General features: G+C 55.6%; 22 protein-coding genes and 2 pseudogenes. 16 read left to right on the top strand and 8 right to left on the bottom strand.

The window, feature by feature from the left end; translation table 11 throughout:
* Nucleotides 1-54 precede the first annotated feature (54 nt).
* The 5 genes from BUC32_RS04655 to BUC32_RS04675 all read left to right on the top strand — a co-directional run bounded on the left by BUC32_RS04655 (nucleotide 55) and on the right by BUC32_RS04675 (nucleotide 4,185).
* Entirely contained in the window at nucleotides 55-1,773 is a 1,719-nt protein-coding gene (locus BUC32_RS04655; protein ID WP_073249967.1) for an acyl-CoA dehydrogenase, read from the top strand.
* Nucleotides 1,770-2,816 carry an MBL fold metallo-hydrolase gene (locus tag BUC32_RS04660; protein WP_073249969.1) on the top strand — a complete coding sequence of 349 codons (1,047 nt, stop codon included), beginning with the start codon at nucleotides 1,770-1,772 and terminating at the stop codon, nucleotides 2,814-2,816. Before BUC32_RS04655 ends, BUC32_RS04660 begins: the two co-directional genes overlap by 4 nt.
* A 6-nt stretch (nucleotides 2,817-2,822) precedes the next feature.
* Nucleotides 2,823-3,284, top strand: coding sequence for a DUF6173 family protein (locus BUC32_RS04665; protein WP_073250493.1), 462 nt, complete (start codon nucleotides 2,823-2,825; stop codon nucleotides 3,282-3,284).
* Between the two features lie 85 nt (nucleotides 3,285-3,369).
* The gene (locus BUC32_RS04670) at nucleotides 3,370-3,504 is read left to right on the top strand and encodes an aa3-type cytochrome c oxidase subunit IV (RefSeq protein WP_073249971.1); all 135 of its coding nucleotides are present in this window, start codon (nucleotides 3,370-3,372) and stop codon (nucleotides 3,502-3,504) included.
* A gap of 33 nt (nucleotides 3,505-3,537) precedes the next feature.
* Nucleotides 3,538-4,185, top strand: a complete 648-nt coding sequence (locus tag BUC32_RS04675; RefSeq protein ID WP_073249973.1) for a hypothetical protein — start codon at nucleotides 3,538-3,540, stop codon at nucleotides 4,183-4,185.
* 12 nt (nucleotides 4,186-4,197) lie between these two features.
* On the opposite strand, the pseudogene BUC32_RS04680 reads toward BUC32_RS04675, so the two are convergent.
* A pseudogene (locus tag BUC32_RS04680) lies at nucleotides 4,198-4,524 on the bottom strand (AzlD domain-containing protein).
* A pseudogene (locus BUC32_RS21200) lies at nucleotides 4,521-5,133 on the bottom strand (AzlC family ABC transporter permease). Before BUC32_RS21200 ends, BUC32_RS04680 begins: the two co-directional pseudogenes overlap by 4 nt.
* Nucleotides 5,134-5,285: 152 nt before the next feature.
* On the opposite strand from BUC32_RS21200, the gene BUC32_RS04690 reads away from it, so the two are divergent.
* From BUC32_RS04690 to BUC32_RS04705, 4 genes are read left to right on the top strand one after another with little or no spacing between them, the layout of a single operon-like run.
* Entirely contained in the window at nucleotides 5,286-6,179 is an 894-nt protein-coding gene (locus BUC32_RS04690) for a formate dehydrogenase accessory sulfurtransferase FdhD (RefSeq protein WP_073250495.1), read from the top strand.
* A gap of 48 nt (nucleotides 6,180-6,227) precedes the next feature.
* A complete protein-coding gene (gene mobA / locus BUC32_RS04695; RefSeq protein WP_073249976.1) occupies nucleotides 6,228-6,845 on the top strand; it encodes a molybdenum cofactor guanylyltransferase MobA in 618 nt (205 codons plus the stop codon).
* Nucleotides 6,846-6,848: 3 nt separating this feature from the next.
* Nucleotides 6,849-7,340, top strand: a complete 492-nt coding sequence (gene mobB, locus BUC32_RS04700) for a molybdopterin-guanine dinucleotide biosynthesis protein B (RefSeq protein ID WP_073249978.1) — start codon at nucleotides 6,849-6,851, stop codon at nucleotides 7,338-7,340.
* The gene (locus BUC32_RS04705; RefSeq protein WP_073249980.1) at nucleotides 7,337-8,596 is read left to right on the top strand and encodes a molybdenum cofactor synthesis domain-containing protein; all 1,260 of its coding nucleotides are present in this window, start codon (nucleotides 7,337-7,339) and stop codon (nucleotides 8,594-8,596) included. Before mobB ends, BUC32_RS04705 begins: the two co-directional genes overlap by 4 nt.
* An 83-nt stretch (nucleotides 8,597-8,679) precedes the next feature.
* Here the strand turns inward: BUC32_RS04705 and BUC32_RS04710 are convergent, their stop codons facing one another.
* Together BUC32_RS04710 and greA are read right to left on the bottom strand one after the other, a co-directional pair.
* Entirely contained in the window at nucleotides 8,680-9,702 is a 1,023-nt protein-coding gene (locus tag BUC32_RS04710) for a hypothetical protein (RefSeq protein ID WP_073249982.1), read from the bottom strand.
* A 24-nt stretch (nucleotides 9,703-9,726) separates the two neighbouring features.
* Complete coding sequence (greA, locus tag BUC32_RS04715) at nucleotides 9,727-10,197, bottom strand: transcription elongation factor GreA (RefSeq protein ID WP_073249984.1); 471 nt, start codon at nucleotides 10,195-10,197, stop codon at nucleotides 9,727-9,729.
* 256 nt (nucleotides 10,198-10,453) lie between these two features.
* Here greA and BUC32_RS04720 point away from each other — a divergent pair, with 256 nt between their 5' ends.
* From BUC32_RS04720 to BUC32_RS04730, 3 genes are all read left to right on the top strand, one after another.
* Nucleotides 10,454-12,103: an electron transfer flavoprotein-ubiquinone oxidoreductase gene (locus tag BUC32_RS04720; RefSeq protein ID WP_073249986.1), complete on the top strand. Its 1,650-nt coding sequence runs from the start codon at nucleotides 10,454-10,456 to the stop codon at nucleotides 12,101-12,103.
* 158 nt (nucleotides 12,104-12,261) lie between these two features.
* Nucleotides 12,262-13,971, top strand: coding sequence for a tetratricopeptide repeat protein (locus BUC32_RS04725; RefSeq protein ID WP_073249988.1), 1,710 nt, complete (start codon nucleotides 12,262-12,264; stop codon nucleotides 13,969-13,971).
* Nucleotides 13,961-14,806: a 4-(cytidine 5'-diphospho)-2-C-methyl-D-erythritol kinase gene (locus tag BUC32_RS04730; protein WP_073249990.1), complete on the top strand. Its 846-nt coding sequence runs from the start codon at nucleotides 13,961-13,963 to the stop codon at nucleotides 14,804-14,806. The genes BUC32_RS04725 and BUC32_RS04730 overlap by 11 nt, the downstream gene beginning before the upstream one ends.
* Nucleotides 14,807-14,880: 74 nt before the next feature.
* Here BUC32_RS04730 and BUC32_RS04735 read toward each other — a convergent pair whose 3' ends face one another.
* Nucleotides 14,881-15,882, bottom strand: a complete 1,002-nt coding sequence (locus BUC32_RS04735; RefSeq protein WP_073249992.1) for a polyprenyl synthetase family protein — start codon at nucleotides 15,880-15,882, stop codon at nucleotides 14,881-14,883.
* A 55-nt stretch (nucleotides 15,883-15,937) separates the two neighbouring features.
* On the opposite strand from BUC32_RS04735, the gene BUC32_RS04740 reads away from it, so the two are divergent.
* The 3 genes from BUC32_RS04740 to BUC32_RS04750 all read left to right on the top strand — a co-directional run bounded on the left by BUC32_RS04740 (nucleotide 15,938) and on the right by BUC32_RS04750 (nucleotide 17,260).
* The gene (locus BUC32_RS04740; protein ID WP_073249994.1) at nucleotides 15,938-16,153 is read left to right on the top strand and encodes a putative signal transducing protein; all 216 of its coding nucleotides are present in this window, start codon (nucleotides 15,938-15,940) and stop codon (nucleotides 16,151-16,153) included.
* A gap of 5 nt (nucleotides 16,154-16,158) precedes the next feature.
* Entirely contained in the window at nucleotides 16,159-16,926 is a 768-nt protein-coding gene (locus BUC32_RS04745; protein WP_073249996.1) for a tRNA1(Val) (adenine(37)-N6)-methyltransferase, read from the top strand.
* Between the two features lie 169 nt (nucleotides 16,927-17,095).
* Complete coding sequence (locus BUC32_RS04750) at nucleotides 17,096-17,260, top strand: YdcH family protein (RefSeq protein ID WP_073249998.1); 165 nt, start codon at nucleotides 17,096-17,098, stop codon at nucleotides 17,258-17,260.
* On the opposite strand, the gene yddG is transcribed toward BUC32_RS04750, so the two are convergent.
* Together yddG and BUC32_RS04760 are read right to left on the bottom strand one after the other, a co-directional pair.
* Nucleotides 17,261-18,124 carry an aromatic amino acid exporter YddG gene (gene yddG / locus BUC32_RS04755; RefSeq protein WP_073250000.1) on the bottom strand — a complete coding sequence of 288 codons (864 nt, stop codon included), beginning with the start codon at nucleotides 18,122-18,124 and terminating at the stop codon, nucleotides 17,261-17,263. It lies immediately after the preceding gene.
* Complete coding sequence (locus BUC32_RS04760; RefSeq protein ID WP_073250002.1) at nucleotides 18,121-19,068, bottom strand: transcriptional regulator GcvA; 948 nt, start codon at nucleotides 19,066-19,068, stop codon at nucleotides 18,121-18,123. Before BUC32_RS04760 ends, yddG begins: the two co-directional genes overlap by 4 nt.
* A gap of 108 nt (nucleotides 19,069-19,176) precedes the next feature.
* Between BUC32_RS04760 and BUC32_RS20625 the strand changes: the two genes are divergently transcribed.
* On the top strand, nucleotides 19,177-19,335 hold the full coding sequence (locus tag BUC32_RS20625; protein WP_175556897.1) for a hypothetical protein: 159 nt from the start codon (nucleotides 19,177-19,179) through the stop codon (nucleotides 19,333-19,335).
* Between the two features lie 175 nt (nucleotides 19,336-19,510).
* On the opposite strand, the gene phbB is transcribed toward BUC32_RS20625, so the two are convergent.
* A complete protein-coding gene (gene phbB / locus BUC32_RS04765) occupies nucleotides 19,511-20,233 on the bottom strand; it encodes an acetoacetyl-CoA reductase (RefSeq protein WP_073250005.1) in 723 nt (240 codons plus the stop codon).
* Between the last annotated feature and the right edge of the window lie 104 nt (nucleotides 20,234-20,337).

Below are 20,337 nucleotides of genomic sequence, written 5' to 3' on the forward strand. Positions count from 1 at the left end.
AGCTGCATACAAGCGCCAGCGCACAATGCCAAGTCGCAACATTAGGAGACCGCCATGTCATTTCGAGCCCCTGTATCCGACTATCAGTTCCTGTTTGAACATGTCGTTGGGCTGGCGGATGTCACTGCGACCGATCGCTTTGCCGAGGCTGACAAAGACGTTATAGATGCCATCCTGACCGAAGCGGGCCGCATGTGCGAAGAGGTCATGTACCCGGTTCAGCGCAATGGCGATCTGGATGGGGCTGTGTTGGAAAACGGTGTTGTACGCACCTCCAAAGGATTTGCCGAAGCCTATGGTCAGGTCGCTGAGGGGGGCTGGATTTCGACCAGTGCGGACCCTGAGTATGGCGGTATGGGCCTACCGCACACGATCACCACAGCCGTCAATGAAATGATGAGCGCGGCCTGCCTGTCTCTGCAGTTGAATCCGCTGATGACCCAAGGCCAGATTGAGGCACTGGAGCACCACGCCAGTGATGAAATCAAGGCTGTCTATTTGCCCAAACTGATAACAGGTGAATGGTCAGGGACGATGAACCTGACAGAACCACAAGCAGGATCGGACGTCGGCGCGTTAAGTTCCAAAGCCGAACCAAATGGCGACGGGTCTTTTGCCGTAACAGGGCAAAAGATTTTCATCAGCTGGGGTGATAACGATTTTACCGACAATGTCTGCCATCTGGTTCTGGCGCGTTTGCCAGACGGTGTTCCCGGCACTAAAGGGATCAGCCTGTTTATCGTGCCGCGTAACATCCCGGATGAAAACGGCGAACCGGGTGTGGCCAACAGCCTCAAGGTGGTGAGCCTAGAGCATAAACTGGGCCTTCACGGATCACCCACAGCGGTGATGCAGTTTGACGGCGCCACTGGCTGGCTGATCGGCGAGCCGCACGATGGGATGCGCGCCATGTTCACAATGATGAACAACGCCCGTTTGGGTGTTGGATGTCAGGGCATCGGGGCGGCTGAAGGCGCATACCAACATGCGTTGGGCTATGCGCTGGAACGCAAGCAAGGGCGCACGCCCGTTGAGGATGGTTCAGGTACCATTGTTGACCATGCCGATGTCCGCCGGATGCTGGCTACGATGAAAGTCGAAATTTTTGCCGCTCGCGCAATTGCTATGTCCTGCGCCGTGGCGATTGACATGGGCACTGCCACCGGTGACGGCGAATGGAAAGCCCGCGCGGCATTCCTCACACCGATTGCCAAGGCGTTTGGAACGGATACCGGCATCGCCGTATCCGAGATGGGGGTGCAGGTCCATGGCGGCATGGGCTTCATCGAAGAAACCGGCGCCGCGCAATATGCACGCGATGTACGGGTTACAGCGATTTACGAAGGCACCAACGGCATTCAATCGATGGACCTCGTGGCGCGCAAGTTGATGGATGGAGGCGAAGCCGCCTATCGCCTGCTGGATGAAATCGAGGCACATGCCGAAGACGCTCGTACCAAAATGCCTGAGCTGGCCGAACCCGTCTGGGAAGCCACCGAAACCTTGCGCGAGACGACCGAATGGTTGGTGACTCAAGGTGATCTGAATGACCGGTTCGCTGGGTCTGTTCCCTTCCTCAAAGGCTTTGCCCGTGTGTTGGGCGCGCATTTCCATCTAAAAGCGGCCATGGGCGAAGGTGAAAACGGTGCCCGCAGCAAGCTTGCACGTTTCTACATCACCCGTATGTTGCCTGAACATGTGGGTCTGTTGGCCCATGCGGTGCGTGGCGCCGACGACCTTTATGCAATCAGTGTGGATGACCTCAGCGCATGAGAGATGATTTGACGGGGATTCGTTACCCATGGGAAGAAGCCCCGGCAGAGGGTGAAGCGATTGAAGTGGCCAAAGGCGTGTTGTGGATACGCCTTCCGCTGCCGATGGCTTTGGATCACGTGAACATCTATGCGCTGGACGAAGGCGACGGGTGGACCGTGATCGATACCGGGTTTTCGTCCAAGCGCTGCAAGGATATCTGGCGCGGATTAATGGAAACTGGGCCATTGGCCGGCAAACCTGTCACACGTTTGATTTGCACACACCACCACCCGGACCACATCGGACTGGCTGGCTGGTTTCAGTCAGAATATGGCGCCGAACTGTGGATGACCCGCACCGCGTGGTTGATGGGACGCATGTTGCAGTTGGATGAACAAGCCGTGCCGACGCAAGAAACGCTGAAGTTTTACCGGTCCTGCGGTATGGATGAAGAGGTTTTTCGCCAACGTGTTAGCGAACGCCCGTTCAACTTTTCGGATGTCGTTGATCCTATGCCTGTTGGCTATAAGCGCATCAAAGAAGGTGATATCGTCGAAATCGGTGGTCGCAGCTGGGATGTGCGGATCGGCAACGGTCATGCCCCTGAACACGCGACGTTCTGGAGCCGGGATGACAATCTTGTGCTTTCGGGCGATCAGATTCTGCCTTCAATCAGTTCGAACATTGGCGTCTATGCCACGGAACCAGATGCCGATCCGGTAGGAGAGTGGCTCGAATCCTGCGAACGCCTGGCCAAGTTTGGCCGCCCGGATCACCTTGTCCTAGGCGGCCATAAGTTACCGTTTACGGGACTACAGCTTCGTATGAAGCAATTGGCTGATAACCATTACGGCGCATTGGACCGGTTGTTGGAACATCTGGATACGCCCAAAACCGGCGGCGAATGTTTCCTTCCGATCTTTAAGCGCCATATCGGCGGATCGGCCTATGGGCTTGCACTTGTCGAAGCGATTGCCCATCTCAATCATCTGTATCATGTTGGAAAAGTGACCCGCACCGCCCGAGAGGGCGGGGCGTGGTTGTGGCAACGTAAGGGGTAGACCATGATGGGTGATGAGATTGAGACCAGCGCAGAAGCTGCTGAAGCTGCCGCGATGCCGCGTCGACACGAAGTGCATGCGGACCCTGAAGTTGAGCCGTGCAAAGACATTCCAGAGTCGGTTTCTCAGACACCTGTAGCCCAGAAAAGCCCAGCGGAATGGGCCTACGAGCGGTTAATCCTTTATATCCAGAACTTTGAAGAACAGCTCGACAACGAGCACGAAGTTGCCATGGGCTTTGCCGGCGGTGAGACAGGTGTGCTTCGGATCGAAGGCATGGGCTTTTTCGACCCGGATATGATCACTTTTTATGGCTCGGATTCGATGGGGGTGAAGACCCAGTTGATTCAACATGTCAGCCAGCTTTCGGTGATGCTTCGGGCACTACCCAAAGAGGTTGAAAGAGAGGCCCCTTCACGGATTGGGTTCCGTTTGGCGGCCGATCTGGCCAAAAACAACGAAAAGTGACGCGTTTTCTATGCGATTGACGTGGTGACAGGCCCGCACGAATCCAGTATTCAACGATGAACGAATACTATTGGAAGGCGCGACAATGTCTGATCACAAACACGGCTCTATGAACACAGACGTTCAGGAAAAAACTTTTTCAGGTTTTATCAAGGCATCCACCTGGGTGGCAGGGCTGTCAATTGCAGTTTTGATTTTCATGGCTTTGGTAAACAGCTAAAGCCCCGGTAACTCTGTTACGGGCAGTAAGTCCATGACTAGATTTTTGCGTCTTTGCACTGGCCTTTTGATCGCGATGTCTTTGGCAGCCTGTGCTGTCAACAAGGACAATGCGTCCGACGAAGAAATCCGCGCTGTGGCCTATAGCGACGGCGGCCAACCCAGGTTGACTCTTTATACGATGGTCAGCAATGACACCGGGTCCGGCGCGCATACATCACTTTTGATCAATGGATCGCAACGCGTTGCCTGGGATCCTGCCGGTAGTTTCCGCGCAGAAGGCATCGTCGCGCGCGGCGACGTCGTCTACGGCATGTCACCCAAAATGGTCGATTACTATACGCGCTATCATGCGCGTGAGACCTATCATGTCATCATTCAGGAGTTGGATGTCAGCCCCGAGATCGCCGAACAAGCGTTGCGTACCGTTGCAAGCTACGGTGCTGTCCCCCAATCGCAGTGTGCCCTCAGCACTTCGGCGATTATGCGGTCTTTGCCAGGTTTTGAAGCACTTCCCAGCACCTATTATCCTAACAAGCTCGAAGAGGCGTTTGCCCAATATGGCCCGACCCGCAAAGAGCTTTGGGAATACGACGCGGATGACAAATCCAAAGTTTTGCAGGAATACAATTCCGAACTGGTTGCTCAGCAACGCGCTGCTCGCGAAAGTGCCAGCGAATAACCGTGTCAGGGATTAACCGAACACATTAATCGCACCGTGAAGCGTCATAGCTCCACCGCTGTTGGCGACAGCACATTCTTTGTGAAGTATCCCAGCGTCAATGTCACCGATGCCGCACTTAATCGGGTTGGGTCAGGCTACCCATCCGTTGCGTCAGGCCACATGGCCAACGGAGCAACAAGCCCCGGTAGGATTGCCACGGCTGTCATAACGCAAGTGGCGCAACACCCAAGGCGGCATTGCGCGGTCTCCGACAAGTCCGGTAAGTAAAAACCGCATGCCAAATCTGCCCAGCCCCATCAAAATGATGACAATCCACAATTGGATTCGGTCTATCATTGGGCTGCCCTCTGCGAGGACCAGACGTCGGTTCGCGGGCCGGCCATCATGCCCCCAAATCCGGCGTCCATCAGGCCGAGATTATACGGTACTCAGGCGAGACTGAGCGCCAGAGCCACAGAAACCAAAGCCGCCATGACATGCGCGCCTGCGCGCAGCATTGGGCCGATCATGGCTCAAAAGGTTATTGGCACGGCGAAATCCAGCGCCAGTTCTGGCGGAATTGATTTACCCACCAAGGCGCCGATAGGTGTGAACAGATACCAGTTCGGGCAAATGGGCGTCACGGTTCCCATGAAATAGACCCCTTTTTCGGGCCTGGTCATTCTGGGTTTGTTTTCAAACTCCAACACACTTAGCGCATGGGACTGATCCTCAGTGAAATAGGCCAGAATGGCGCGATGCCACATCGGGCTGCACCCAAATTAAGGGGCAATGACGCTGAATACATCGCCATTCGCAGTTTCACAGCCAAGCAGAAGCCAACACAACGACTGAGGGGGCATTTTCATTCATCAGTTGTAGAGCGGTGAACTGGACCGCGCCCGCGATAACAACATTCGAAAAGGTCATTGTCTCGAACACCGACAGAACTGCTTCGATGGCCATTGCCCCGAACTAGGTCGAAAAGGGGATAATCACGACAATAATCGGTGCGCTGTCGCGAAATCATTTCCAATATGCCGATTTGATGCTGGAGGAAGCCATCGCTTGATCCTAGATTGGGTTTGTTCAACCGCCCTTGTGCCATCGGCTTGGAGATGCAATTGGCCCCTACATCACAAACCACTGACTATCTGATCGCGCCTCAACCCAGCAACAAGGGATTGACCCGTGTGGTGCAAGGCACGGATCATACAGGCGCAGCTGCCGAAACCTCGGTGGTCGAGGAGCGCCCGCTGACGATTTTTCTCAATAGCCGCGAGATTGTAACCGCCATGACCATTGGCGATTACCCCGAATATCTTGCGCTTGGGTTTCTACGCAATCAGGGAATGCTGAGCGACGCCGATGTGGTCACGGGCATCGATTTTGACGAAGAGTTAGAAACCGTGGTTGTGCGCACGGCAAAAGAGACCGACCACGAAGACAAGCTGAAAAAGAAAACCCGCACATCTGGTTGTGCGGTGGGTACCGTGTTTGGGGATATGATGGAAGGCTTGGAAGGACTGACATTACCACCCACCCAGGCGCGCACCTCAGACCTTTATGCACTTGCGCACAAGATCAACCGCACGCCCTCGCTGTATCTCGAGGCCGGCGCAATTCACGGGTCGGTACTATGTCAGGGAGATCGGCCGCTGGTCTATATGGAGGATGTTGGCCGTCACAATGCGGTCGACAAAATCGCCGGTTGGATGTTTGACACAAAAACAGAAGCGGCAGACAAGGTGCTGTACACCACGGGACGTCTGACCTCGGAAATGGTGATCAAGACGGCCCTTATGGGCATTCCTGTTTTGGCGTCGCGGTCTGGCTTTACGGCCTGGGGTGTTGAGATTGCTCAAAAAGTTGGCCTTACTCTGATTGGCCGTATGCGCGGGCAAAGGTTCATCTGCCTGTCCGGCGAAGACCGTTTGATCCGTGATGTGGACCCAGCCACTGTGCCGGATGACGCCAAAAAAAGCCGGCGCAAATCAGCTGGAGACGACTAGCTTCATGTTTCACCATTTCAAAAATACTCTCGTTGGAGGCAAGCTCGCATGAAACAACCTCTCGGAGTGATTCTGGCTGGCGGGTTGTCATCCCGTATGGGGGGTGGTGACAAAGGGCTTCTGGATTTGAACGGGAAGTCTATCCTGTCTCACGTGATTGAAAGACTTGAACCGCAGACGGCTGGTGTCGCGATCAATGCCAATGGCGACCCGACGCGGTTTTCCAATACGGGGCTGTCCGTGATCCCCGATAGCATCTCCGATTTTCCCGGCCCACTGGCTGGGGTCCTTGCTGGGCTCGACTGGGCCGCGGCGCAAGGGGCGGAAACCATTGTGACCGCCGCCGCGGATACACCGTTTTTCCCATGCGACCTGGTACCGCAATTGATGCTGGCGACCGAAGGCATGCAAAATCCTCTGGCTCTCTCGGCTTCGCGTGATCCTCAGTCCGATAAACTCTGGCGTCAGCCAACCTTTGGTCTTTGGCCCGTGGCTTTGCGCGACGATCTGCGGACGGCTCTTCAGGACGGTTTGCGCAAAGTTATCCTGTGGACAGATCGCCACAACGCGGGCCTCGTGGAATTCCCGGTGGGTCGGGTGGACCCGTTCTTTAACGTCAATACGCCGGACGAGCTTGCACAGGCACGTTTCTTGGCAGAAGGGTAGCGGATGCGGGTTTTTGGAATTACCGGCTGGAAAAACACTGGTAAAACCGGCCTGACCGAACGGTTGGTGGCTGAGTTTACGTCTCGCGGCTTCACGGTTTCCACGCTGAAGCATGCACACCATAGCGTCGACGTGGATCAGGCAGGCACCGATAGTTTCCGCCACCGCAGCGCAGGTGCCCATCAGGTGCTTTTGGCGTCTGAAAACCGCTGGGCTTTGATGACCGAACACCGTGCTGCCGCCGAACCTTCGATGGAAGATCTCGTGGCGCAATTGACTCCGGTCGATATTGTTCTCGTCGAGGGCTTCAAACGGGCTCGCCACCCCAAGATCGAAGCGCACCGGGTGGCGGCCAAGCAGCCTCTGATCGCGCCAGGCGATGCCACTGTACGGGCCATAGCCACGGATACGCCGCTCGACATCGATCGCCCGCAATTCGATCTGAATGACACTTCATCCATTGCCGATTTTATTCTGAGCGAGACCACGTCGTGACCCTTACACCCCCACCTTTGAAAGATGATTGTTTCGCGCTGCCCGCTGGCACTCAGTGGACCGCTGTAGATGACGCACTGACCTCCCTGAGCGACCGGTTGCATCCAGTCACGGGAATTGAAGTCTTACCTCTGGAAGCCGCACTGAACCGTGTGCTCGCCGAGGACATCATCGCCCAACGCTCGAACCCTCCACTGCCCAATTCGGCGGTCGACGGGTACGGCATGCGACACGTCGATATTATTGATGGCCCTCAGGCGATGCCTCTGGTCGCGGGGCGCTCTGCCGCCGGTCAGCCATTTGAGGGCGCTTTACCTCCGGGTCACGCAATTCGCATTCTGACGGGTGCGACGCTCCCCAAAAAGGTCGATACAGTCATCCTGCAAGAAGACATCACCACCGATGGTCAGCAAATCGCCTTTCATGGCCCTCTGAAAAAAGGTGCAAATGCCCGAAATGCGGGTGAAGACGTTGCCGCAGGCGCTCAGATATTGCCATCCGGCCGTATCCTGACCCCGGCAGACCTGGCATTGCTGGCGGCAACAGGCGTCGCACAAGTACCGGTTCGAAAACTCTTGCGTGTTGCGATTGTCTCAACCGGAGACGAATTGGCAGAGCCCGGCGACCCCGCCCGCCCGGATCAGATTTACGATGCCAACCGACCAATGTTACGGGCCATGTGCCAACGCTTTGGATTTCATCCTGTGGATTTGGGACGCGCACCAGATGATCGCGAAGCGTTGCGCGGATTTCTGGATGCGGCGGCTGAACAATCGGACGTGATCCTGACATCCGGCGGCGCGTCTGCCGGTGACGAAGATCATCTTGCTGCGCTTATGAATGAAACCGGGGCAATGTTTTTGTGGCGCATGGCCATCAAACCCGGCCGCCCGCTTGCCCTGGGCCTGTGGCATGGCACTCCGATATTCGGACTGCCGGGCAACCCGGTGGCTGCAATGGTGTGCACATTGATTTTTGCGCGTCCGGCCATGGGCTTGCTTGCGGGGCAAAACTGGCATGACCCTCAGCGCCTGTCTGTGCCCGCAGCCTTTGCTAAATCCAAAAAGCCTGGGCGCCGCGAATATCTGCGTGCCCGACTGCGCAACGGCAAAGCCGAGGTGTTTTCCTCTGAAGGATCAGGGCGGATCAGCGGGCTGTCCTGGGCTGAAGGTCTGGTGGAACTGCCGGATGGCGCACTGGAAATTTCAGAAGGTACTCTGGTAACCTTCATCCCTTACAGCGCGTTTGGTCTCTGATCATCTTTTGGCACTAAGCATCCCGGGGTGAGCTTCGCCTTTGTATTGCAAAGGTGATGTGAGGGGCAGCGCCCCTAAACCCGTCAGTCAAAAATTCCAGCCACCCGACCCAAGAGCATAAATGCCCGTGCGGTGCGCGTGTCTGATAAGGCGGCAATATCGCTGTCCGAAGCCGTTTCTTCAAATTCGACGAAAGTTTTATCAAACCGGCGTAAAAAATGATGCGTCGCGTCGCGGAAGATCGTGTCCTGTTTCATACGTCCTGCCGTAAGCGCCAGCGAAGACCGATCGCGGATGCCACCAAGCTGGGCGATCACCCGACCACGTTCTCCTGCTGCAAAACGGCGCCATATCTCGGGGCGAGCCAGATCAGGGCGCAGATCATCCATATAGATACCGTCTTGACTGAGCAGGGTCAGCACGTCTTGGGCTGCCTGAATAAGCTGGGATGCGCGCCGATCCTTGAGCGCTTTGCGCAGGGCTGAGAACCCGGCCTTGTCTTCTGCGTTCTCGGGAAAGTTCAGCGCACTTATGAACACATTGCGATCAATCGGAGGGGACAGATCCTCGGCCGGTGTGCCGAGTGCCAGCAATCCCTGATCCTCGGTATCTACCTGTGTGACTTCTGGTTCGGGGGTTTTGCGAATGCCCTGATCGCGCTCACGAGACGAGGTGAATGTTGCTAGTGCGGATTCGGTTTTGCGTTGTGCGGCTGCAATCTCGTCGAGCTTGCGAGAAACCGTCGGTTCACTAGAGGCTGACTGGATAGAGCCTTGCGCCTGTGCCACATAGGTGCGGCGCATGGCGTCAATTGCCGACTGAAGGCGTGTGCTTTCCTCGCGCATGATCCGACTTGAGCGTGCGGCAGTTGCGGCCACCCAAATCATTGCGACCGGCATGAAAATGGCCAGCATCGTCATCACAAACCTGAGGGAATCGATTTCGCCGGTTTCGCTGCCGCCAAGCACCACAAAGAAGATCGCCGTACCACCCAACCACAAAAGCGATACCGCAACGGCAATTACCTCGATGCCGGTGACACTGGCGATCGAAGGTTTTTCGTAAATCCCCAACGGAGTGGGTTTGCTGCCGGACTCGTCACTCATAATCACTCCTGGATCTGTCTTGCGCTAAATGTAAGCGACGGACATCACCTCGTAACTCTTTTCGCCACCAGGTGTACGCACTTCTACGCTATCACCTTCTTCTTTGCCAATCAGCGCCCGTGCAATGGGCGATTTGATGTTCAAAAGACCTTTTTCGACGTTGGCTTCGTGTTCGCCAACGATCTGCCAGGTTTTTTCTTCATCTGTATCTTCATCTATCAATGTCACGGTCGCGCCAAATTTGATCGATCCCGACAGCGTTTTGGGATCAATGACATCCGCAAGCGAAATGACGCCCTCGAGTTCTTTCACGCGGCCCTCAATGAACGAATGCTTTTCCCGGGCTGAGTGGTATTCGGCGTTTTCGGACAAGTCGCCATGTTCGCGGGCTTCGGCGATCGCTTGGATGATAATTGGCCGCTCGACTGTTTTCAGATTCTTGAGTTCCGCTTCCAGTGCGACAAACCCGCCGCGCGTCATTGGTATTTTTTCCATGGGTCGATCCCGATCTTCGCGTAGGGCACAGTTCGTGCGCCACCACCGTGTTACCTGTTCTTAACCCGAGACTGCCCCGAGCAGTCTTTCAAAATCAAGGGACTGGCGGCAATGCAAGGGCAAATACGCGAATTCCTATCATTAGTTGGCGTTTTGCAGCATTTTGCCGTCGGGTTCTGATTGACGTTTTGTTGCAAGACGCGCTAGCAACTGCGAAAGAATATTTCCGCCAGCCACCGGAAGAAGGGAAGCCAAAATGGCCGATATCGAACGCGAAGCAATGGAATACGATGTTGTCATCGTTGGTGCAGGACCTGCAGGTCTGTCTGCAGCGATCCGTCTCAAGCAACTGGACGCCGATCTGGACGTCGTTGTGCTTGAAAAAGGCTCGGAAGTAGGCGCACATATCCTGTCTGGTGCGGTGCTGGACCCCTGCGGTCTGGACAAGCTGATGCCCGACTGGAAAGACAAGGGCGCACCGCTCAACGTGCAAGTCAAGAAAGACAATTTCTACATGCTGGGTGAAGCGGGCGAGATTCGCATTCCCAACTGGCCAATGCCCCCTTTGATGGACAACCATCACAATTACATCGTGTCGATGGGCAACGTCTGCCGCTGGATGGCTGAACAGGCCGAAGAACTCGGCGTCGAGATTTTCCCGGGCATGGCTTGCTCTGAACTGGTTTACCGCGAAGACGGATCGGTCAAGGGCGTGGTTGCCGGTGTATTTGGTCTTGAAGCTGACGGATCAATCGGTGAAGGCACAGAACCGGGCATGGAATTGCACGGTAAATATGTGTTCATCTCGGAAGGCGTGCGTGGGTCGCTCGCCAAAGAAATCATCGGCAAATACGATCTTCAGGCAGGCAAAGAACCACAGAAATTCGGCCTTGGCATGAAAGAAATCTGGGAGATTGACCCGGCCAAGCACAAAGAGGGCACCGTGACCCACACAATGGGCTGGCCTTTGGGTGGCAATGCTGGCGGTGGATCGTTCATCTATCACATGGAGAACAACCAGATCTTCATCGGTTTTGTGGTGCACCTGAACTACAAGAACCCGCATCTGTTCCCTTACATGGAATTTCAGCGTCTGAAGCATCACCCAATGGTTGCTGAGCTTCTGGAAGGCGGCAAGCGCGTGGCTTATGGTGCGCGGGCGATCTCCGAAGGTGGGTTCCAGTCGATGCCGAAAATGACCTTCCCCGGCGGCGCCTTGTTGGGGTGTTCGGTCGGTATGGTCAACGTGCCGCGCATCAAGGGCAACCACAATGCGATGCTTTCTGGCATGGCTGCTGCCGAAGCGGCTGTGGCGGCGATCAAAGATGGTCGTTCGGGTGATGAGCTGCCAGATTATGAGACCGAAGTACGCACGGGTGCGATTGGCAAAGATCTGAAGAAAGTTCGCAACGTTAAACCGATCTGGTCCAAGTGGGGCCTGACGGCATCATTGATGCTGGGCGGTCTGGACATGTGGACCAACACATTGGGCTTTTCTTTCTTTGGCACCTTGGGCCACGGCAAGAATGATGCGGACGCAACGCAGCCCGCCGACAAGCACAAAGTCATCGATTATCCGAAGCCCGATGGCAAATTGTCCTTTGATCGCCTGACCAACGTCTCGTTTGCAATGACCAACCACGAAGAAAGCCAACCTTGTCATCTGCAATTGGCTGACCCCGATGTACCGGTCAACGTGAATCTTGCGAAATACGCCGAACCGGCACAGCGGTACTGTCCGGCTGGCGTGTACGAGATTGTCGAAGAAGAGGGCAAAGACCCGCGCTTTGTCATCAACTTCCAGAACTGCGTACACTGCAAAACCTGCGACATCAAAGACCCAAGCCAGAACATCACCTGGGTCACACCCCAAGGGGGCGACGGTCCAAACTATCCGAATATGTAATCTGGACCGCAGATTGTCTCCAAAGGCCACCTTCGGGTGGCCTTTTTCAATTGTTTTGCGCAGAGACCCGCAACCAATGCGCAATCCCGTGATCTGCCATTGCCGTTTCTCCCCTTGCGCACTACTTTCCTTGGGACTGCTTATTCAGGGAGCCTCGTGTGGCCACGTCCTTAATCCGAAAATTGTCTCTTTCATTGCTTTTGGCGACAACGGCCCTTCCGGTTCAGGCCGAAGGATTGTCCGGGGCCTATCTTGCTGCTCGACAAGCGACAATAAACAGCGACTATAATGCGGCGGCGCGGTATTATACGCGCGCATTGGCCGGTGACCCGTCCAACCCGGTCATTCTGGAAAGCGCCGTGTTGTCCTATCTGTCCTTGGGGCAATTGGACACAGCTCTGCCGGTGGCCCGAAAAATTGTGAATGACGGCCTGAAAAGTCAGTTGGCAAATATGGTCGTGTCCGCCGGTCAGATCAAGCAGGGCGACTATGTTGATCTGCTGAAAGCCCTTGAAGAAGGCGAAGTAATTGGGCCTCTTGTGGACGGTTTGATGACTGCCTGGGCTCATATAGGCAATGGCAACATGTCCCTCGCACTTGAAGCCTTCGACAAGGTTGCTGAGGAACCCGGGCTCGGTGGTTTTGCAGCCTACCACAAGGCGCTCGCTCTGGCCTCGGTTGGGGACTACGAGAGCGCTGAGGCAATCTATTCTGGTGACAACAACGGTGCCATCCAAAGTACGCGGCGCGGCGTTATGGCTTTGGTGGAAATACTCAGCCAACTGGATCGCAATGCAGATGCTCTTGCCCTTTTGGACAGCGTCTTTGATGGCCATCTTGATCCTGACCTTGCCAGCCTGAAAGCGCGTCTCGAATCCGGAGAGTCTCTGCCTTACACCCATATTCACAGCGCATCCGACGGCATGGCCGAAGTGTTTTACTCTTTGGGTAGTGCGTTGGAAGCCGAAGCCAGCCCGGACTACACGCTGCTGTACACACGCATTGCACAGTATTTGCGACCAGACCATTTCGAAGCCTTGTTGCTGACCGCTGGCCTTCTGGAACAGCTTGAGCGCTATGAACTGGCGACAGAGGCTTACAAATCCGTGCCTGCGGATCATCCCTCTTACTATGCCGCCGAATTAGGGCGCGCAGAAGCGTTGCGTCGCGATGATAATCCAGAGGCCGCAATTGAGGTTCTGGAGCAACTGGCTCGCAGTCATGGCGATCTGGCGATCGTGCATTCCTCTTTGGGTGATCTGTTGCGACAACAGCGCAATTTTGAAGCTGCGGTTGAAGCCTATGATCGCGCTTTGGAAATCTCAAACGCCAGTGATCGCAGCCTTTGGTTCCATTATTACGCGCGCGGCATTTGCCACGAACGTCTGGATCACTGGGAGCAATCCGAAGCTGATTTTCGCAAAGCGCTGGAATTGAACCCGGAACAACCGCAGGTTCTGAACTACCTCGGCTATTCGCTGGTCGAAAAACAGACCAAGCTGGATGAGGCACTTGAGATGATTGAACGCGCTGTCGCTGCGCGACCGGAGTCGGGTTATATTGTCGACTCTCTGGGTTGGGTTTTGTATCGACTAGGCCGCTATGACGAGGCAGTGGATCACATGGAACGCGCCGCCGAGTTGATGCCCGTCGATCCCGTGGTGAACGACCATCTTGGCGATGTTTATTGGGCTGTGGGCCGCATTCTCGAGGCTGAGTTTCAATGGCGCCGGGCGCTGTCATTTGTGGATGAAGAAACCGAAGAAGAAGCCAAGCCAGATCGTATCCGCCGCAAGTTAGAGATCGGATTGGATCAGGTTCTCGAAGAAGAAGGCGCAGACCCCTTGAAGGTGGCCAATGACGGTTGAGGCCTTTGCCCCTGCCAAAATCAATCTGACACTGCATGTCACCGACCAAAGATCTGATGGATACCATCTGTTGGACTCGCTGGTGACTTTTGTGGATGTTGGAGACGCTGTCACTGTCGAAAAGGCAGAAAAGTCGACACTGACAGTCACCGGGCCTATGGCCGCAGGCGTGCCAACCGACTCTCGCAATCTTGTGCTGCGTGCGGCGGAAATGCTTGGAGTTCCCGCGAAGATTACTTTGAACAAGCATTTGCCAGCGGCGGCAGGTATCGGTGGCGGCTCTTCTGACGCTGCGGCGGCGCTGCGGGCACTGACGACCTTGTACAATCTGGCGCTGCCGTCTGTGTCTGACCTATTGTCACTGGGGGCAGATGTACCGGTTTGCGTGCCAGCAACTCTGGCCCGCATGACAGGTATCGGTGAACAAGTCGCACCGGTGGTCAATGAACCTGTCTGGCCGATGATCCTGATTAATCCACGAGTTTCTGTGCCTACCGGACCTGTGTTTCAGGCATTGCCCAGCAAAAACAACCCGCCGATGCCCGAGGATTTCCCGGATTGGAAAGACTGGGACACTGCGGCGGCCTGGTTGACGACGCAGCGAAATGATCTCGAAGCGCCCGCCATTGGCGCCCAACCCTCCATTGGGCAGGTTTTGACTGAACTGCACGACAGCAAAGGTTGCGCTTTGGCGCGAATGTCAGGGTCAGGCGCGACCTGTTTTGGTATTTACTTCGACGATGATATTCGCGATCGCGCCTTGAAAAAACTGCGCGGCGACTTTCCAAATTGGTGGATCATGCCAACCAGACCGCTTGGACACCCAATGGCGTAACCTCAAAATCTTTTGGCAAACAATATCCCGGGGTGAATTGGCCGCAGGCCAAGAGGGGCTGGCCCCTGACCCCTTTAACTCACGCGGGCAACCACATAATCTGCGATATCACTTAGCAAGCTGCGGATTTTGTGTTCAGGCAAAGTCGCGATTGCGGCCTTGGCCTTTTCGGTCCATTTCAACGCATCCTGTCGGGTGGCTTCCAGAGTGTCATGCTTGTTTAATAAGGATAGTGCGTGGTCCAGATCGCCTTCGTCTTGCTTGCCCTTTTCGATGGTTTTTACCCAAAAAGCGCGCTCGGTGTCGTCAGCCTTGGCGACAGCTTTGATCACCGGCAAGGTGAGCTTGCGCTCCCGGAAATCATCGCCGACATTCTTGCCGGTGGCTTTGGTGTCACCTTGATAGTCGAGCAAATCATCAACAATCTGAAACGCGATCCCAAGCGCATCACCATAGTCATAAAGCGCTTGTACATGAGCGGGATCAGCATCTGCGATGACGCCGCCAACTTCGGTGGCTGCCGAGAACAGAGCGGCCGTTTTTCCGCGAACAACCTGTAGATAAACACTCTCATCGGTTCGCAAATCTTGCGCTGCGGTCAGTTGTAGAACCTCGCCTTCGGCAATCGTGGCCGAGGCATTGGACAGAATGCGCAAAACGTCGATTGATCCGGTTTCGGTCATCAATTGGAATGACCGCGAAAACAAATAGTCGCCAACCAGAACCGATGATTTATTGTCCCACAATAGGTTTGCGGTGGGCCGACCGCGCCGTTGGGTGCTTTCGTCAACCACGTCGTCATGCAACAGCGTTGCTGTGTGGATGAATTCCACGGTCGCCGCGAGATGCACATGATAAGGCCCGTCATAGCCACAAAGCTTGGCCGCTGCGAGCGTCAGCATCGGACGCAGCCGTTTGCCACCCGCGCCGACCAGATGGGCGGTCACTTCAGGAATACGCGGTGCGTGTTCGCTTGCCATGCGATCTTGAATCAGGTCGTTCACGGCTGCCATATCGTCAGCCAGAACAGCGCTCAGCGCCTCATGCGGTTTGGTTGCAGCGTGGTCCAGACCCATCACACTCCCGTCACAGGTCTCGACAATATGCCCGACCTACCTTTACATCCACAGTATGAAAGAGCTTCTGCGCAGCAACGACCCGACGATCATCGCCTTTGCCTCAGCCCTTCTTCAGGGAGAGGGTATAGACTGCTTTGAAATGGACGTAAATATGAGCATTCTCGAAGGTTCCATAGGAATTTTTCCGCGCCGGATGATGGTGCGCGAAGCTGACCACGAACGAGCACGCAAAGTGATGCGCGACAATGAGATTCCGTTGGAAAACTGAACCGAATGATCCGCCACACGCGCAATGCTTTTCTGGATGGCCGTTTGACCATCTGCCAACCCGCCAAGGGCTATCGGGCAGGCGTTGATCCGGTGCTTCTGGCCGCGTCTATACCGGCCACAAAGGGTCAATCGGTGCTGGAGTTGGGCTGTGGTGTGGGGACAGCCTCGTTGTGTCTTGGGCACCGTGTCCGGGGATTGGCGTTGTCCGGGGTCGAGCTGCAGGAGGACTATGCACAGTTCGCTCGCTGCAATGCGGCTGAAAACGGTCAGTCTCTGGCGGTGTTTTGCGCCGATTTGACCAATCTTCCGTCAGAGCTGCGGCAAAAGCGATTCGACCATGTGATTGCAAATCCCCCCTATTTTGACCGTCAGGCGTCGACTGTGGCGCAGGATAGGGGACGAGAAGTGGCCTTGGGAGAAGATACCCCATTGGACGCCTGGATTGAGACGGCGTCAAAACGACTTGCCCCCAAAGGTTTTGCGACTTTTATCCATCGCGCCGAAAGGTTGCCTGATTTGTTGTCCGCGATGATGTTGCGACTTGGGTCCATCGAAGTGCTTCCGCTACAGCCCCGGGTTGGGCGGGACGCCAATTTGGTGCTTGTTCGTGCACGCAAGGGGGGGCGCGCCGCGTTTCGCCTGCACGCCCCGGTTTTGTTACATGAAGGGCGCGCGCACGACGGTGACCGGGAAAGTTATACGCCCCGGGTGCGCAGAGTGCTCCGCGATGGAGATGCGCTGCCTTTTCTGGAACACCCTGAAAAAACTTGATCTTTTAAAGGGTTGAGTAGCGGACTTTGGCGCATCAAGAGCGGGTTAACGACCCGCCCCATTGGAAATCCGCAAAACAGCCACCATTTTGTTGCATATGTGGCGTGACAGATCGAAGAAATTGTGCTGCACTACCAAAGGTAACAACCATTTTGAGAGGAGGACTGCCATGAGCGTGAGCTCGCATCTGGAAGAACTGAAACGGAAACACGATAACCTCTCGTCGCAAGTAGAAGCCGAGCAAAGAGCCCCGGGTTCCAGCGACTTTGATATTGCTGAAATGAAGAAGCAAAAACTGAAAATCAAAGAAGAGATCGAGCGTCTGTCAGTCTGACTAGCTCCGCAAGCTGGCGCGCGCGGCAATCACCGCACCACCAGTAATCAATAAGGTCGCCGCGCCCAGCATCCAGCTGGGCTCGGCCACACCCGCGCCTACCAAAACCAGAGTGGACAGCAGTGGGGCTGCATAGGATGCGGTGCCCAATAGTTGAATATCACCTCGTTTCACCCCAATATCCCAGACATAAAACGCCAGCCCAACAGGGCCAAGGCCCAGTCCAATGGCGGACGCCCACCCTAATGCGCCCTGCGGCCAGACAGTGGTTTCGACCGCGATATGCATGAGGGCTGACAAGATCGCCGTGGCCACGCAAAAGATTGCCACGGTCTCGGTTGGTGCGTCGCCCAATTTGCGCGACATCACAGAATAGCCCGCCCACGTCAGAGCACAGGCCAGTGCCAATAGATAACCGGGCAGGGCGCTCGCATCAAAGCCGCTGCCACCACCCTGAATGATCAACGCGGCCCCCAGAAAACCGCAAACGGCCCCAATCAGGTGGCCTGCCCGTAAATTTTCGCCGGGCAACAGGCCAGACAGCAAAACAATCAGTAGGGGCCACAGATAGGCAATCAGACCAGCCTCAGCGGCCGGAGCGAGCCGTAGGGCACTAAAATACAGCGCGTGATAGCCGAAAAGGCCAATTGTGCCAAAGGTATAGACTTTCCAGCTAACCTGACGCAGTCGTGCAAACCCACCCGTTCGTGCAATCCAGATCAGCCCAATCGTGCCGCCAATCGTAAAGCAAATTGCGTTTAGCAAAAGTGGGGGTGCCGGGGCCGTGCCGACAGTGAACAATGCCAGAAGTGCCCAAAGCAAAACGGCGATGAAGCCGATCAGGGTAGCGCGATTGCGGGTCATGCAGGGACGTCCTCAATATGTGTCAGGGTGAGCGATTCGGTGACGTTTGACATCTTGGCGATTTCGTCCAAAATCCACTGGTGAAAAGCGGCGATATGAGGCCTGTTCTCGGCCCCTTCTCGGCACACGAACCGGAAGCGCGCCTGGAGCTCGATGGCGCGTCTAAACGGTGTAACGAGACGGCCTTCGTGAATGTCTTTTACAGCAAGGGCGCGGCGACCGAGGGTCACGCCAGCGCCTGCAAGAGCGGCGTCCACGGCGTGATCGGCGCCGGTGAAGCGTGGTCCGTGGGTTGCGTCGATGTTAAGACCCATCATCCGAAACCACGCGGCCCAATCCGTCTGCGGTGACAAGAAAGCAATCGAGTCATCATGCACAAGGGTGGCGTGTTTCAGCGATTGAGGAGTTGGGAAACGTTCGGCCATTTCAGGGGTCATGACGGGCGTGACCCACTCGGTTTCCAATGGGAAAGAAACTAACCCGGGCTCTTTTTTGTCCATCCCAAAGCGAATGGCAACGTCGACTTCGTCACGACCAAAATCCAACGCGCGCAAGGTCGCCGTGAAGCGCAGATCGATCTCGGGGTGCGCACGGGCAAACTCAAAGAACCGTGGGGCCAGCCATTTCGCAGTAAATGCGGGCCCGGCCGTCACCATCAATGTGGTTTCGTTGCCAATTCTCTGTGCGGCCCGCCATGCGGCGTTAAGGGATTGAAATCCTTCTTTTATTCCCGGCTGTAAAGTGCGACCTGCTTCCGTTAACTCTACCGCCCGATTGAGACGCAGAAAAACGGGGGTGCCCAGATGCTCTTCCAAGGATTTGATCTGAAAGGACAAGGCGGCAGGGGTCACGTGCAATTCATCCGCCGCCATGGCAAACGACATGTGACGCGCGGCAGCCTCAAAGGCGCGCAGGGCGGTCAGTGGAGGAAGGCGATCCTGCATTTCAGTTAAGTACACCTTAACTGAAGACATGAAAAGTCTCGTTTGTGAGATGTGTCCAGGACCGCCATATTGCGGGCAGTTCAGACACGCTTTTTAGGAGGCCACGACATGATCGAGATCGCACACACCACACAGATGCAACAGGCCTTCAAAGCCGCTCATGCTGAGCGTGGGCAGGCCTTGCTGAAAATCCTGTCCTGGGCCTTTCGTTCCCGCAATTTTCCGCTGCGCCAATCGGCACTTACGGAACCTTCCCGCTGCGCCTGAGGTGATTGGCACTTACGGGATGACATGGGGTCGCTTTCTTAGGGAGTGGCCCTTTTGTCTGTTTTGTACAAAATATTTTGAGCGAATAACCGTTTTGTACAAAACTTTGGACCACGGGAATGGCACAAAAAAAGGCCGCCCTAAGGCGGCCTTTGAAATACTTTACCGGGGCAGATCAGACGAAGAACTGCGCACCGTTGGCCGAGATGGTCGAGCCATTGATGAAGCCTGAATCGTCGGCAGCGAGGAAGGCCACGCAGCGGGCGATTTCTTCGGGTTCACCCAAACGACCAGCCGGAATGCCAGCCACGATCGAATCGCGGACTTTTTCAGGAATCGCCATGACCATTTCGGTGGCAATATAGCCGGGGCAGATGGCGTTGGCGGTGATACCAGCGCGTGCGCCTTCCTGGGCCAGCGATTTCACGATGCCAAGATCACCCGCTTTGGTGGCGGCATAGTTCACTTGTGCGAACTGACCTTTTTGACCGTTGATCGAAGAGATCACGATGACGCGACCAAATTTGCGCTCGCGCATGCCGGGCCAAACAGGGTGCACAGTGTTGAACACGCCGGTCAGGTTGGTGTCGATCACTTCTTTCCACTGCTCAGGTGTCATGCGGTGGAATGGCGCGTCGCGTGTGATGCCAGCATTGGCGACCACGATGTCGATCGGGCCCAGATCGGCTTCGACCTGAGCGATGCCAGCGGCGCTGCTTTCATAGTCGGCAACATTCCACTTGTAGGTTTTGATGCCAGTGGCATCCGTGAACTTGGCGGCAGCTTCGTCGTTGCCAGCATAAGTCGCTGCAACAGTGTAGCCTTCTTCTTTCAGTTTCTTTGAAATGGCTTCGCCAATACCGCGCGATCCGCCGGTGACTAGGGCAACTCTTGCCATGATGTATCTCCTGTTCTGATGAATTCCGTTGGTAATTCTGTTACGCAAGAAACCCCTGACGTGCAACATTATTGCGCGTGCAATTTGCCGCAGTGCAGCTATTT

This window comes from Shimia gijangensis, from assembly GCF_900142085.1.
GTDB classification, from domain to species: Bacteria; Pseudomonadota; Alphaproteobacteria; order Rhodobacterales; family Rhodobacteraceae; genus Shimia; species Shimia gijangensis.

Excerpts from the sequence above, each read along its gene's own strand:
- BUC32_RS04655 (WP_073249967.1), top strand. The coding sequence starts at position 55 with ATGTCATTTCGAGCCCCTGTATCCGACTATCAGTTCCTGTTTGAACAT.
- BUC32_RS04660 (WP_073249969.1), top strand. The coding sequence starts at position 1,770 with ATGAGAGATGATTTGACGGGGATTCGTTACCCATGGGAAGAAGCCCCG.
- BUC32_RS04665 (WP_073250493.1), top strand. The coding sequence starts at position 2,823 with ATGGGTGATGAGATTGAGACCAGCGCAGAAGCTGCTGAAGCTGCCGCG.
- BUC32_RS04670 (WP_073249971.1), top strand. The coding sequence starts at position 3,370 with ATGTCTGATCACAAACACGGCTCTATGAACACAGACGTTCAGGAAAAA.
- BUC32_RS04675 (WP_073249973.1), top strand. The coding sequence starts at position 3,538 with ATGACTAGATTTTTGCGTCTTTGCACTGGCCTTTTGATCGCGATGTCT.
- BUC32_RS04690 (WP_073250495.1), top strand. The coding sequence starts at position 5,286 with ATGCAATTGGCCCCTACATCACAAACCACTGACTATCTGATCGCGCCT.
- mobA (WP_073249976.1), top strand. The coding sequence starts at position 6,228 with ATGAAACAACCTCTCGGAGTGATTCTGGCTGGCGGGTTGTCATCCCGT.
- mobB (WP_073249978.1), top strand. The coding sequence starts at position 6,849 with ATGCGGGTTTTTGGAATTACCGGCTGGAAAAACACTGGTAAAACCGGC.
- BUC32_RS04710 (WP_073249982.1), bottom strand. The coding sequence starts at position 9,702 with ATGAGTGACGAGTCCGGCAGCAAACCCACTCCGTTGGGGATTTACGAA.
- greA (WP_073249984.1), bottom strand. The coding sequence starts at position 10,197 with ATGGAAAAAATACCAATGACGCGCGGCGGGTTTGTCGCACTGGAAGCG.
- BUC32_RS04720 (WP_073249986.1), top strand. The coding sequence starts at position 10,454 with ATGGCCGATATCGAACGCGAAGCAATGGAATACGATGTTGTCATCGTT.
- BUC32_RS04730 (WP_073249990.1), top strand. The coding sequence starts at position 13,961 with ATGACGGTTGAGGCCTTTGCCCCTGCCAAAATCAATCTGACACTGCAT.
- BUC32_RS04735 (WP_073249992.1), bottom strand. The coding sequence starts at position 15,882 with ATGGGTCTGGACCACGCTGCAACCAAACCGCATGAGGCGCTGAGCGCT.
- BUC32_RS04740 (WP_073249994.1), top strand. The coding sequence starts at position 15,938 with ATGAAAGAGCTTCTGCGCAGCAACGACCCGACGATCATCGCCTTTGCC.
- BUC32_RS04745 (WP_073249996.1), top strand. The coding sequence starts at position 16,159 with ATGATCCGCCACACGCGCAATGCTTTTCTGGATGGCCGTTTGACCATC.
- BUC32_RS04750 (WP_073249998.1), top strand. The coding sequence starts at position 17,096 with ATGAGCGTGAGCTCGCATCTGGAAGAACTGAAACGGAAACACGATAAC.
- yddG (WP_073250000.1), bottom strand. The coding sequence starts at position 18,124 with ATGACCCGCAATCGCGCTACCCTGATCGGCTTCATCGCCGTTTTGCTT.
- BUC32_RS04760 (WP_073250002.1), bottom strand. The coding sequence starts at position 19,068 with ATGCAGGATCGCCTTCCTCCACTGACCGCCCTGCGCGCCTTTGAGGCT.
- BUC32_RS20625 (WP_175556897.1), top strand. The coding sequence starts at position 19,177 with ATGATCGAGATCGCACACACCACACAGATGCAACAGGCCTTCAAAGCC.
- phbB (WP_073250005.1), bottom strand. The coding sequence starts at position 20,233 with ATGGCAAGAGTTGCCCTAGTCACCGGCGGATCGCGCGGTATTGGCGAA.